Annotated in this window: 11 protein-coding genes and 1 pseudogene; 1 reads left to right on the top strand and 11 read right to left on the bottom strand. The window is 39.8% G+C overall.

Annotated features, from left to right (window positions below):
- Position 1: 1 nt before the first annotated feature.
- From QUF86_RS22660 to QUF86_RS22685, 7 genes and pseudogenes are all read right to left on the bottom strand, one after another.
- Positions 2-868: an FAD binding domain-containing protein gene (locus tag QUF86_RS22660; protein WP_289316920.1), complete on the bottom strand. Its 867-nt coding sequence runs from the start codon at positions 866-868 to the stop codon at positions 2-4.
- Positions 865-1,329 (bottom strand): (2Fe-2S)-binding protein, encoded by a 465-nt coding sequence (locus QUF86_RS22665; protein ID WP_034312987.1) that lies wholly within the window; start codon positions 1,327-1,329, stop codon positions 865-867. Before QUF86_RS22665 ends, QUF86_RS22660 begins: the two co-directional genes overlap by 4 nt.
- The gene (locus QUF86_RS22670) at positions 1,326-3,485 is read right to left on the bottom strand and encodes a xanthine dehydrogenase family protein molybdopterin-binding subunit (protein WP_289335740.1); all 2,160 of its coding nucleotides are present in this window, start codon (positions 3,483-3,485) and stop codon (positions 1,326-1,328) included. The genes QUF86_RS22665 and QUF86_RS22670 overlap by 4 nt, the downstream gene beginning before the upstream one ends.
- A gap of 135 nt (positions 3,486-3,620) precedes the next feature.
- Positions 3,621-4,220: a nucleotidyltransferase family protein gene (locus tag QUF86_RS22675; protein WP_289335742.1), complete on the bottom strand. Its 600-nt coding sequence runs from the start codon at positions 4,218-4,220 to the stop codon at positions 3,621-3,623.
- A gap of 386 nt (positions 4,221-4,606) precedes the next feature.
- A pseudogene (locus QUF86_RS22680) lies at positions 4,607-4,832 on the bottom strand (IS4 family transposase); the annotation flags it as partial.
- A gap of 84 nt (positions 4,833-4,916) precedes the next feature.
- On the bottom strand, positions 4,917-5,120 hold the full coding sequence (locus tag QUF86_RS28710) for a LysR substrate-binding domain-containing protein (RefSeq protein ID WP_353957675.1): 204 nt from the start codon (positions 5,118-5,120) through the stop codon (positions 4,917-4,919).
- Positions 5,071-5,280 (bottom strand): hypothetical protein, encoded by a 210-nt coding sequence (locus tag QUF86_RS22685; protein ID WP_289316922.1) that lies wholly within the window; start codon positions 5,278-5,280, stop codon positions 5,071-5,073. Before QUF86_RS22685 ends, QUF86_RS28710 begins: the two co-directional genes overlap by 50 nt.
- Positions 5,281-5,858: 578 nt before the next feature.
- Between QUF86_RS22685 and ftsZ the strand changes: the two genes are divergently transcribed.
- Entirely contained in the window at positions 5,859-6,872 is a 1,014-nt protein-coding gene (gene ftsZ, locus QUF86_RS22690; protein ID WP_289316923.1) for a cell division protein FtsZ, read from the top strand.
- Positions 6,873-7,310: 438 nt separating this feature from the next.
- Here the strand turns inward: ftsZ and QUF86_RS22695 are convergent, their stop codons facing one another.
- From QUF86_RS22695 to QUF86_RS22710, 4 genes are all read right to left on the bottom strand, one after another.
- On the bottom strand, positions 7,311-8,453 hold the full coding sequence (locus QUF86_RS22695) for a M20 peptidase aminoacylase family protein (protein ID WP_289335743.1): 1,143 nt from the start codon (positions 8,451-8,453) through the stop codon (positions 7,311-7,313).
- Positions 8,454-8,472: 19 nt separating this feature from the next.
- Complete coding sequence (locus QUF86_RS22700) at positions 8,473-9,891, bottom strand: YfcC family protein (RefSeq protein WP_289316925.1); 1,419 nt, start codon at positions 9,889-9,891, stop codon at positions 8,473-8,475.
- A 29-nt stretch (positions 9,892-9,920) separates the two neighbouring features.
- On the bottom strand, positions 9,921-11,027 hold the full coding sequence (locus tag QUF86_RS22705; protein WP_289335744.1) for a mandelate racemase/muconate lactonizing enzyme family protein: 1,107 nt from the start codon (positions 11,025-11,027) through the stop codon (positions 9,921-9,923).
- Positions 11,028-11,111: 84 nt separating this feature from the next.
- Positions 11,112-12,428 (bottom strand): MarR family transcriptional regulator, encoded by a 1,317-nt coding sequence (locus tag QUF86_RS22710; protein WP_289335745.1) that lies wholly within the window; start codon positions 12,426-12,428, stop codon positions 11,112-11,114.
- Positions 12,429-12,808: the final 380 nt, after the last annotated feature.

A 12,808-nucleotide genomic window follows, 5' to 3' on the forward strand; every position in this document is an offset into this window, starting at 1 on the left:
ATTAATTCGGTTGATATTGCTTCATGCTAAGAAAATAACGTAAAAGATGTAAAGCAACGGTTTTTCTGTAAGCCGCAGTGGAGCGTTGATCGTCGATTGGTCTAATGATCTTATCGAAGGCTGCCACAATTTCAGCGATGTCTGCATCGGCTAATGGTATCGTTTTTCCAACCAGCTTCTTCTCAATATCAATGGAACGAACCATCGTAGGTCCGACCGCCCCGAAGGCAAATCGAATGTCATCGATTCGATCTTTGCTTATCCGGACGAAACCCGCAAACGATACTTTGGCAATGGCATCTGCGTTGCGGTTACCGACTTTCTCGAAAACGACATGTGAATCTCCTAATACGAACGGCAGAATAATCTCCGTTACTATTTCATTGTGAAAGCGTTGAACCTGTCGTGGACCTTGAATGAAATCGCTAATCGCAACCATGCGATCACCATTTACGGAGCGCAACAGAAGCTTTGCATTGTATACATATAATAAAGGAAGCATGTCACCGGCTGGAGAGGCGTTGCAAATATTACCGCCTAATGTTCCCCGGTTTCTAATTGCCGGGGCAGCAATTGTTTTAATTGCATTCTTTAAAGCAAAAGGAATCAACGGATTTTCAAGTAATTCACTATAGGTACAGCAGGCCCCGATGTGGAGATCCTTGTGATGTTGATACACCTGCTTTAATTCGGAAAGATGATTAATAAAAACAATCGGTTTAGGGATTTTTGGAGGTACTCCCCTTCTACTTTTGTGAAGAACCATAACATCGGTGCCTCCGGCTATGATTGCACAATCATCTCTATTCAATTGGCTCAAAGTTTCGTCTAAACCCTCGAAGCGATACGCTGTTATTTTCTCTATCATAAGCCATCACCTTTTTTAGCTGCTAGGTTAATCGCCTCAACAATCATATTGTAGCCCGTACATCGGCACAGATTTCCGGAGATGCCCTCACGAATTTCAGCCTCTGAAGGATGAGGATTTTCAGATAACAAAGCTGCACTTGCCATAATCATTCCCGGTATGCAATAACCGCATTGCACTCCCCCGGCTATGGAATAGCTTTCATCTAAAATTTTAAATTGTTCCGTTTCAATGATGCCTTCGATCGTTTGAATATCGGCACCAGCAATCGAGCCAATTGGAATAAGGCAGCTGTTTTGCAGGAGGTTATTCACAAAAACACTGCAGGCTCCGCACTCCCCTTCACCACAGCCTTCCTTTGTTCCGATTAACTCAAACTCATCTCTTAATAAATCTAGTAATCTTGCTGTAGCAGGGGCGTCAGTTTCTACCGTTCTTCCATTTAGTGTGAATTTAATCAACCCTCTTCACCTTCTTTCATCCAAAGACTTTCAATAATGACTTCCGGTGTAATCGGAATTTGCTGAAAAGAAGTTTGCAGGGCATCCTCGATCGCAGCTTGGACTGCTGGAGCGCCTCCGATTAAAGTCAATTCACCTGCGCCCTTCGCCCCGTATGGACCATCAGCATAGGGGTTATCAAAGACCTTGCTTTCAATTGAAACAACATCCAATGAAGTCGGCGGTCCATAATCCGATATGCTTTTTTGTTGGATTCTACCTTGGTTTGACGTCATCTTTTCTAGATAACCGTATGCTAGCCCTTGAGCCAAACCACCGTCAATTTGGCCTTTCATAATCCGTTCATCGATGACCTTCCCAACTTCATAATTGCCGTATACTTTTTCTAACTTTATATTTCCTGTTAACGTATCAACTTCTACTTCAACGATATTAACGCCCCATGAATAAGCCGGGTAGGCATCTCCAGTGAAGGTTTTCTCGTCCCAAGGAATCATTTCACGGTGAACATAGTGCTCAACTACTTCCTGTTCCACCCCTGTTTGCCACTGATCCTTAAGTTTTTTTGCGGCCCGTTCAAGCAATTTTCCGACAATCATCGTCGTCCTGGAAGCTACGGTCGGACCCGAGTCGGGAACCTCTTTTGTGTCGGGATAAGGGTACAAAATATCTTCGAACGGGAGGTTAAGTTCTTTGGCGACAATTTTACACAACGTCGTCAAAATACCTTGTCCCATATCAGAGTTTGAGATTTTTAGTGATACCTGGTCGTCCTTTGATTTAACCAGCTTCACCGTTGCTTTAATATGATCTCTTTCGCCACTGCCTGTAAATCCACAGCCGTGGAGGAACAACGAAGTTCCTATGCCTTTTTTATAGCGCTGATTTTGTTGATTTAAGCGCTGAAAGTCTTCTTTTTTCTTTTTGTATTCTGACACGTTGAGTACGTCCTCAATCATTTCTTCCACTAATATCGGGTCGCGGAATTTGCCTTTGGTGATGGTGGGGTCTCCTTGTTTGACTAGGTATTTTCGTTTATATTCAAGCGGGTCGATTTTTGCCAGTTTACTAAGATGTGCAATATGACTTTCGATTCCGGCAAAGCTTTGTGGAGCACCAAAGCCTCTGAAGGCGCCGTTCGGAACGGTATTGGTTTTTAAGACATAGCCTTTTGCATGAAAATGCGGAATTTTATAAACACCGGCACCGTTTATTAATGCGCGCTGCAGCACGACAGAGCTCAATCCCACATTTGCCCCTCCATCGAGAAAGATGTCAACACACATGCTCAGAATATTTCCTTCCTTATCAAGGGCCGTTCGATATTTGAGTTTGGCCGGATGTCTTTTCGTCGTAACCAGCATATCCTCAGAACGGTCGAACACGAGCATTACCGATTTTTTGACTGCTCTTGCGGCAACGGCTACGTGACAAGCCATCATCGAAGGATAATCTTCTTTGCCGCCAAAACCGCCGCCGGTAGGACTTTGAACAACTCTGACTTCATCGTCACCACAGGCTAACGCGCTTAGCAATGCATTTTTTATATAATAAAGACATTGCATCGATCCCTGGACGACAATTTCATCATCCTTATAAACGGCGAGCATTCCTTGCGGCTCAAGGTAGACATGCTCCTGATAACCCGTATCATATTCTTCTTCGATGATTTGATGGGCTCCCTGCTCGATAGCTGAAATGTTCTCTAAGCTTTCCCCAAATTCATAGCTTGCCAAAACTAAGGATGCTGATTTTTGCTTGATCGCTTCGTCCAATGTATAGATAGCCTGATGTTCTTCAAATTCAACCTCCACTTCATTTAACAAACTGTACAGGATATCCAGGTCTTTGCCCGTGAGCATGAGAATCGGCTCACCAATATAATTGACCCACTCATTGGCAAAAATGGGCTGATCTTCTTTGATAATTTTGACATAATTCGGTCCGGGGATATGCTCTGCTCCAACAGCTTCATACCCTTCCGGAAGGTTAGGTAATTGAATGGATATGATTTTTCCATGAGCAATTGGCGATCGATACAAAACACCATAAACCATATTTTCCAATTTCACGTCACTAATATAGGGCAACTGGCCCGATACTTTACCTTTATGGTCCTTTTTGGGCACTGAGGTGCTTATGTCTTTGAGATTCATTGCAACAACACCCTTCGACTCATTTTTTTAAAGGGACATATTCTGAATAGAAACCTCTTCCTACGATTTTATAAATGAGAATGATCTTTTATGATTCATTTCTATTCAAGATTTTCGTAGATTTTAATTATATTTTTACTTCGAGAAATTTAAAGCTTTATCATAATCAATGGCTTTTTGGTAATCCTCCGGTGTATCAATATCCATTAATACTCCCGCATCATCTACATTCATGTATTGCTTTTCGTAACCGCCCAGGACCACACGTAAATTACTCTCTGGATTGGTTTCGAGAATTTTCTGTTTCACTTCGCTTGATAATTTAATGGGATGGCCGCCTTTATAGTCAAAGCTGGGAATAACCACGTTTCCTTTGTGTTTTGCTAGTAGCTGAACAGTCTCTTTTTTTACAAACGGACAATCTCCGGGTGTTATAAAGAAGGTTGGGGCATTTACTTCGTTGCAGCCCTTTTGAATGGAATGAAACATTCCCTGGTTAAAGTTTTCATTATAAACAAACTTGATCTGAAATGAATAGGCATTTTCACTGATGATTTTGGCAATTTCCTCTTGGATGATTTTCGCTTGAAATCCAGCTACGACGATGACCCTGCTGCATAATCCTTCAAATTTAGAGATCGTTTGCTCCAACACGCTCATTTGCCCCATCGGCAAAGTCATTTTAAATGCATTCGCTCGGCTGGAATATCCAGCGGCTAGGACGATTGCTTCCATGTTTGTCACCTTCTTCCTATCATTTTTCTTAATTCTCACAATAAAAGCACAAGCGGAGTAAGGATTTTCTGTATGGACTATTAAGAGAACATTGATTGTTTATGTTTTGAATTTTTAATTAAAGAATCTGGATAGTGTTTTTTCTTTATATGCGTAAAAGCCTCATTATATTACTTATTAACCAACTTGATACTATTTTTAAATTATCAAAAGATATAAAGAGACAATACATAGTCCTTATTTTAAGAGAAAGAGTGTCAAGTATTGACTAAGGTTTAATCGAAGAAGCTAAAATTATTGAATTATCAGAGAATGATAAATTTTTTAGAATATAAAGAAGCCTTTGCTCTAATGAGCAAAGACTTTTTTTTGACGAGTTTCTTCTATAGTACACCCGTCGAAGCCTCTAATCGACTACATATTTGCGCAAGTGATGTACGAACGCTTCTTGGCTGAGCCAAACACAAAGAGAGATGAGTTCATCTGCTTGATACTTACTAGATCGCTGTACAAAACCATTTGTTTGGCGATTTCTTGTAGGACTATTGGAGATAAAAAGCGTTGTAATTCTTGTGCGGAAAGTGTTAGTTCACTAGAGATGATAGGATCTATAAAAAAACACCATCCTTTCACTCGTATAATTAGGGGTATTAGATTAATCAGTTTCGATTCAATATTATTATATATTTTTCGCTATCAGATAAAGCTGGGATTCTCTGATAATAGTTGTTGAGAAATATCTATAAATCTCTTAATTGCAGGATTTGAGAAAGAATCTTCCTTATACATTAAATAAGTCTCTCTCTTCAGCTTATCATCTTGCGGAAAGGGAATTTCAACCAAAACCCTGTCATTCAATTCTTTCTGGACTGCGGACTTTGACAAGAAGGAAATCCCCATGTTCTACTGCATCATCCCAACTAGGAAAGTAATACAATGCGTTTTTCATTAACTCAGGATTTGACTTCTTTACCTCTTTCTTCAGAGGTGGCTTCCCTTCTTTTTCTACTAATTCAGAAATTTGATTCACGACTTCTTCAACACTCATATTCACTTCCATGTTTTTCCTCCTTCTCGTTCTTGGTTATATATTTTCCCAATTTTTGCACATACAACTTTAAAACCCAGCTACCTTCACATGAGAAGATTAGCTGGGTTTCTTAATTATTTACATCTACTTATTTATAGAACCATTCGGATTCGACTATAAAAGCGACTCTTCATTGTTCAGCAATCGCGCGATTGCCAATAATATATTTTGGAAAATAAGTATCAGTTTTAAACTCATTTTAGTACACTTTTAATTATTTTTGTATCAGAGCCATCTTCATGAATACGTATTTGTTTGTAATAATGTATATATATTGATTTAAAAGTGGAATTACCTTAGAATAAAAAACAAAGATTACCTTTTTAGGATATCGAACCCACCCACCTTTTGCAAAGAATGGAAGGGTTCAATGAAAGGCATTGTCGTTAGAAGTCTCCTTTACGGGACTGCTAACGACAATGCCTTTTTCTTTAACTAAATCTAAATATAAGAAAGACAAAACATTTCGAATAAAATGAATGAGTGTTTCCGCTATTTATTTGAATAATTTGAACAAGGTAATTTCAATGACTAGGAGGTCCTATAAAATGGAGTTTGTTACAAGTGTAAACTCATCAGTCAACATTAAAGTAATTGGTATTGGCGGCGGAGGAAATAACGCCGTTAACCGTATGATCGAACATGGAGTTAAAGGTGTAGAATTTATAGCTGTTAATACAGATGCACAAGCTCTTAATTTATCAAAAGCAGAGATCAAGATACAAATCGGTGCAACATTGACAAAAGGTTTAGGATCAGGGGCAAATCCAGAGGTAGGTAAACAAGCAGTTAAAGAAAGCAAAGAGCAGATCCAAGAAGCATTAAAAGGTACAGACATGGTACTCGTTACAGCCGGAATGGGCGGCGGTATAGGAACGGGTGCTGCCCCTGCTATTGCTCAAATTGCCCGTGAGCTTGACATACTAACCATTGGCGTTGTAACACTTCCGTTTGCGTTTGAGGGCAATAAGCGTGCAACACAAGCAGCAGGCGGAATCGCCTCAATGAAGAAAGCAGTGGACACATTAATTGTTATTCCAAACGATCGCTTATTGGAGATTTTACATAAAAATACACCCATTCTTGAAGCATTTCTTGAAGCGGATAATGTTATTCGCCAAAGTATCCAAGGTATATCGGATTTAATTGCTGTACCAGGTTTAATCAACATTGATTTTGCAGACGTGAAAACAATCATGTCCAATAAAGGGTCTGCCTTAATAGGCATTGGCAGAGCAACAGGTAAACATCGCGCTGCGGAAGCTGCAAAGAAAGCCATTTCCAGTCCTTTACTTAACACTTCCATCGACGGAGCCCAAGGTGTGCTAATGAAACTCACAGGCGCCAATATAAGTCTATATGAAGTACAAGAGGCAGCAAATATTGTTACTTCTGCGGCAGACTCAGAGTTAAATATGATTTTCGGTTCTGTTATTAATGAAAACTTAAAAGATGAAATTATAGTAATTGTCATTGCTACTGGCTTGAATGATCAGGAGGTTCCAACATTAAAAATGTCTGCACGTGCTTCAATAACAGAAATGGAAAAACGACTGTCATAAGAGTTCTGATGCAAATTTTACCGTTTAGTATTTGACCGAACTGGAAGTGTAATACCATTGTAATTAACCATAATTAAACCAGCGTCTAATGTTGCTTTTGTATAATGTTTGATCAAACTAATACTAATAACCTAAACGAACAAAAAGAAAGAGCGTGTTTTGAAAAAGAGTTTGATCAAAACACGCTCTTCTTATATTAAGTTGAATCATCTTTGTAATCTTTCCTCAATTAAAAAGCCCGATTGTTGAATATTTAATTTGAAGAAAGTAAAATTACAATTTGGTGACCTAACGTTAATGTGTTCAAAAAAATTCTCTGCCAAGACCAATCTTTAATTAGCAAAGGCCACTAACTTTAATAACAAAAATAAGTCTAATTCCTAGCAATTTAAGCATTTTCGGAGAACTTAGCGGGCTAGAAATTTAGTGGTGACTTTTTTACTTGTTATATTTAGAAAAGGTTTCAATGACTGCCCTGGTTAATATTTCAATACCTGTGAAAATGGCTTCCTGATTAAATGCCATGTTGGGATGGTGTAACCCTGGCTTTAAATCGCAGCCCACTCCAAGCATCGTGGCTTTGATTGCAGGTCTTTCCTTTGTATAAAAATGGAAATCCTCCCCGCCGGGGGTAATGATGGGCTTAACGAGCCCTTTAGCCCCTAAGGTTTTTTCGATTGCCTTCTCCATAAATCGTTCCGCTTCTTGGTCAATGCATGCGGCATAAACTCTTTCTTTGTGCTTGAAGCTAATTTGACATTGATGGAAGACCGACATTTTCGTCAAGACATCGTCCACCTTCTCGATCAATTCATCCATCGCTTCATTCGTTTGGGCGCGTAAGTCAAGACTGAACTTGGAGGACCCAGGTATAATATTCGCATTTTCCCCTCCTGCAGAAACCTGTGTCATTTTTACTGAATAGGATAATTGCGGGTTTAGCCGTATTCCTTTAAGCTGTTCAACGATGTCAGTGATCACTTCAATGGCATTTAAAGTCAAATGGGGTCTGGCACCATGCCCGTCAAATCCGTGAATCTCACCGAACACTGTATCGGCTGACCCGTGAATGATTCCTGAAGCAGCTTGTCCATGCTTAATTTCCTGTATGGGGCGCAAATGAAGACCATAGAGAAAATCAATATCATCCAATACCTGTTTTTCAATCATCTTTAAAGCACCTTCACCAACTTCCTCGGCAGGCTGAAAAATAAACTTCAACGTACCAGGAAGATTGGTCTTCATTTTTCTTAATAACAGCAAGACACCCAATACAATCGTCATGTGAGCATCGTGCCCACATGAGTGGTTGGCACGTATTGTCCCGTCGACCTCCTGAAGGAGAGCATCCATATCAGCCCGCAATCCGACCGTTAACTTATTTCGCCCTTCCTTTGGATACCAATTGCCCACGATCCCAGGCATATCCCCAAAACTTGTCACCTCAAGATCGCTTTTCATGAGAATCTCTGAAATATAAGCTGTAGTCTGATATTCATTCCAGCTCACTTCAGGATTCTCATGAAGATGGTGGAAAATCTCCAAAACTTGAGGTTTAATTTCATTCAATAATTCCTTCATCAAACCACTCCTTATTCTCTCAGGAGATACCGAGGGCCACTGCTGCAATTAATGCGATGCAAGCAATCAAAGTCCACCCGAGAATTAATTTCCAAATGAATTTTACCCATCGCTCATAGGGAATCCCAGCGATGGCCAAATATCCCATTAACGCTGATGACGTTGGGATGATGGAATTCGTAACCGAATCCCCATATTGGAAGGCAAGTACGGCAAGCTGTCTTTCCAAACCCAATATATCCGTAATGGGAACCATGATCGGCATTGTTGCCGCAGCTTGTCCGCTACCCGAAGAAATGAATAAGTTCAGGATTGCTTGGGTGAAGAACATGCCTACGACATTCAACGTTTGCGGTAAATGACTTATCCCGGACGCCGCCATGAAGACCAATGAATCTATGATTTTCCCTTCTTCCAGCACTACTGTTATAGCCCTTGCAAAGCCGACGATCAATGCCCCAAATGTTACCGCTTTGGCTCCCTCGATAAATGAATCGAATATTTTCCCAAGCTGTAAACCGCCGACAAGCCCGCTAACGATACCCATAATCAAAAATGAAGCGGTGAGCTCGGTTAAAAACCAACCCCATTTAAACACGCCATAAATGTTAAAAGCCAGCCCAAAGATCATCGCTATGAAGACTAGCTTGTGACGCGCCGTCAATTCAGGGAAATCGACCAAACCAACCGTGCGTTTTTCTTTTTGTTCAATATCGTAGATTACGCTTTTTTCAGGATTCAGCTTTACCTTATTTGCATAACGGCTAACATACCAAATGGCAAATGCCAGTACAAAAATATAGACTGCAAAGCGAAAACCGATTCCAGAGAATAAAGGTACTTCAGCCAGTGATTGTGCCACCCCGACCGTAAAGGGATTGAGCATGCCTCCGAAAAACCCGCTGGCTGCCCCAAGTGTAATCATGGCCGTTCCAGTAACTGCATCAAAGCCCATCGCCCTTGCTATAGCGATACCAATTGGTACAAAGATGATGGTCTCTTCTGCCATCCCCATGCTAAAACCGCCAATTGAAAAAATCAGCATACTCAACGGAATTAAAAGCTTCTCCCTCCCCTCAAGTGATCGGACCCCTTTGTAGACCCCCGCTTCAATGGCCCCAGTAGTGCGTATGATCCCGAATGCACCACTTACAAGAAAAATGTAAAAAATAATTTGGGCTCCCTTTTCCAATCCCAATGGAATGGAGGTGAAAAGGTCAAAGAAGCTCACAGGGTCTTGTTCAATAGCATGATAGCTTCCGTCGACTACAAGCATTCTACCCGATTCTTTATCTTCAACCCGGTCAAATTCACCGGCCGGAATTACATACGAGGCTAGTCCTGCCAAGATGATTATGATGAAGATAAGCGTGTATGTATGCGGTACTTTCAACCTTGTCTTTTTCTTGACCGGTACACTATTTTTTTCGGTTTCCATCCATTCACCTCATCATGTACGAATTATATTTAAACCTGTTCTTTTTTTATGGTTAATTGCTCAAGAATTTCCTCGTTAATTATTATTCCAAGCCCAGGTTCCTTTGTTAGATGGACGTATGGAATTTCATAATCAAGATTTCCAATATCGAGACTGAATAGCAGAGGACCCGTCAATTCAGTACTGGTAATGTTTTTTCGTGAAATGGCTGTATGGTACCCTGCTGCGGACCCGATTGATGATTCTACCATTGAACCGATTTGGCAGCTGATTCCTGCAAATTCTGCTGTTTTTGCCAATTGGATAGCCTGATAGATTCCGCCGCATTTCATTAGTTTAATATTGATTATATCTACGGCATTCTTTTTAATGATTTCTTGTAAATGGGTTCCGTGATGGATGCTTTCATCAGCCATAAGTGGTATGGTCGTTTTTTCCTTAAGCTTTGCAAGACCGTCAATGTCCCCCATTCTAATCGGCTGTTCCAACCATGAAAGGTTAAATGGTTCCAGAGCCTTCACTGCTGGAAGTGCATTGGCATAAGTTCCCCATCCTTGATTGGCATCGACCCGAATTGGAACCTTCTTCCCGACTTGTTGTCGAACCGCAGCAATCCGTTCCACATCTGAGTCAATATCCCAACCGACCTTAAGTTTTAATGAACTATAACCTTGGTCGACGGCTTCCTGTGCTTTTTCAGCCATAATCCCCGGTTCGTCAATACTTAAAACCTTAGCGAAAGAGAGGGATTCATGGAATTTCCCACCTAATAAATCATAAATCGGTAATTTGGTATATTTCCCCATCAAGTCATAGCAAGCTATATCAATGGCCGCTTTTGCGGAGGGGTTTCCAATGATGGCAGAATTCATGATATCGTGTATCTTTTCTAAATTAAAAGGATTTTCCTGTTTTACAACCGGTAACAGGACATGCTTCAGTACTTCGAATGTCGCATAAAACGTTTCCCCAGTCACATGTTCATCAGGCACTGCCTCCCCATATCCCACCATCCCGTTATCAGCTATTAATTTTACGATAATAGAGGGCATATGCTTGTATGTTTCATAGGAAATGACAAATGGCTCTTTTAATGGCAAATGAGTGGCATGAATTTCACAACGTTCAATAAACAAAACTAACCTCCCCCTTCACTGTCGCTATATGTCGTTAATAAAAACAATATATACCAATCTACTTTTTCTGTAAAGTCTGAAAATTTAATTTTCAGTAATTTTCTTGAATTTTTCCGCAGGTACATATAAATTCCGAGGTCTTCCTTGCCCATATGGGTGTTCCTCTCCAATTTTGTTGAGACAGCCTCCTTCAGTGAGTCTTTTAACGAATCTTTCTGCCGATCTTCTGGTACAGCTCATGTATTCCTCCAGCTCTGCTGCAGAAAAAGCCCGAAAATAATTTATCGAAATGAACTGATGAATCATTTTTATATTTTTCGCACTCATTTTTAGTTCCCTGGCTAGTTTTTGAATGGATTCATCTTCATTTTTCAATTCCACCTGTCGATTTCCTTCAAATAATGGTCCCTGAAGTTTTTGATCTTCATCAACTAAGCAAGCTACTGTTTTTCTCTTTAGAAATTTATTGGTAAAAAATAATGCTTGTGCCGAATGTTTTTCCGCCTCTTGAATCGTATATCCAAATCCAATGCCAATTTGGAAGAAAGTTTGAAACTCTTGTTCCATTTGTCCGATGATTTCATCATAAATTTCTGATTCAAACGCCTGCAATGCTCCGCGTGTAGTATAAATCAAATGTGGATTTAAGTATTCAAGAGAAACACGAGCCTGTAATCTCTTACTCACTTTCTGTAAAAAATTTAAAAATAGATCACTTTCTTTAAGATTTTGTTGATAATCTTGAATGGAAATGACAGCAATCTGGGATTCTTCCGTTTTCTTTAGCTTCAACAAGGAAATACCTTTTGTGAGACTGTCCATTAAAGTATGTTTGGGCTGAACCATATATCTACAAGGAATTGATAGCCTTTGAAGCTCCTGATAAACAGCATGAATGCTCGTTAGTGCGAAATGGGTTTTTCCTTCCTTATGCATATTTCTGTGGAATTGAACGAATTCTGCTATGTTTAGGATCTGGGTATCTTCTTCCCTCTTGTATATCCAAGGGTAATCCTTCACATAAAGGGGTTTTTCTGCGATTTCTGATTCTTCCAATACCCTCATTAACCGGTTTTTGTCCGGTAAATCGATTGAGATTTCGTTTATAGTAACCTGTTCCCTATGAGAAATCGATAACAACGAAAGCGCAACTGTCAATTCATCAAAAGGGACATAGATAGCTTCTATTAAATTCCGTTTAACTTGTTCGTATCCATAATAAAAAGGGATGGAACCTGAAAACAGTACTAGATCGGTTTGTTTGCCCGCATTTTCAATTAATAGACTTGTTTCTTCCGGCATATCATATTGAAAGGAAATGAATTGAACCTCAGGAAACATGGGAAAGTGGACAGATAAGGATTCCAAAAAATACTTTGAGCCTATAACACCGATTTTCATGTTGTTTCACCTCTAAAATGAAATATTATTTTTATTATAACGCTAGAATCTTATTAGTAGCTAAAAAACATTCACCAAAATCATGCTTGCAAGTGGTAGTCCATCACGTTCCCCAAGAACTTATGAAAATGGTAATGTCAATTACGATAAACTAACATCGCCCATATTTGTATTTTTTAGTATATTATGAATAAGGAATGGAGAATCGGGAGAAATAAGGAAGTATTAATGACTTTGTCATTTCCTCCTTACAACCCTATCCTTCTTTTCCGTTTGATCATGATAATTGGAACCATTTCTGCTATCCTTTTAGTTTACTTTAGTCAGAAAAGTACATGGAGTAGCTTTTCCATTGGCATGCTTATTTCACTTAGCATGGT

The organism is Peribacillus sp. NJ11, assembly GCF_030348405.1.
GTDB lineage: Bacteria > Bacillota > Bacilli > Bacillales > DSM-1321 > Peribacillus.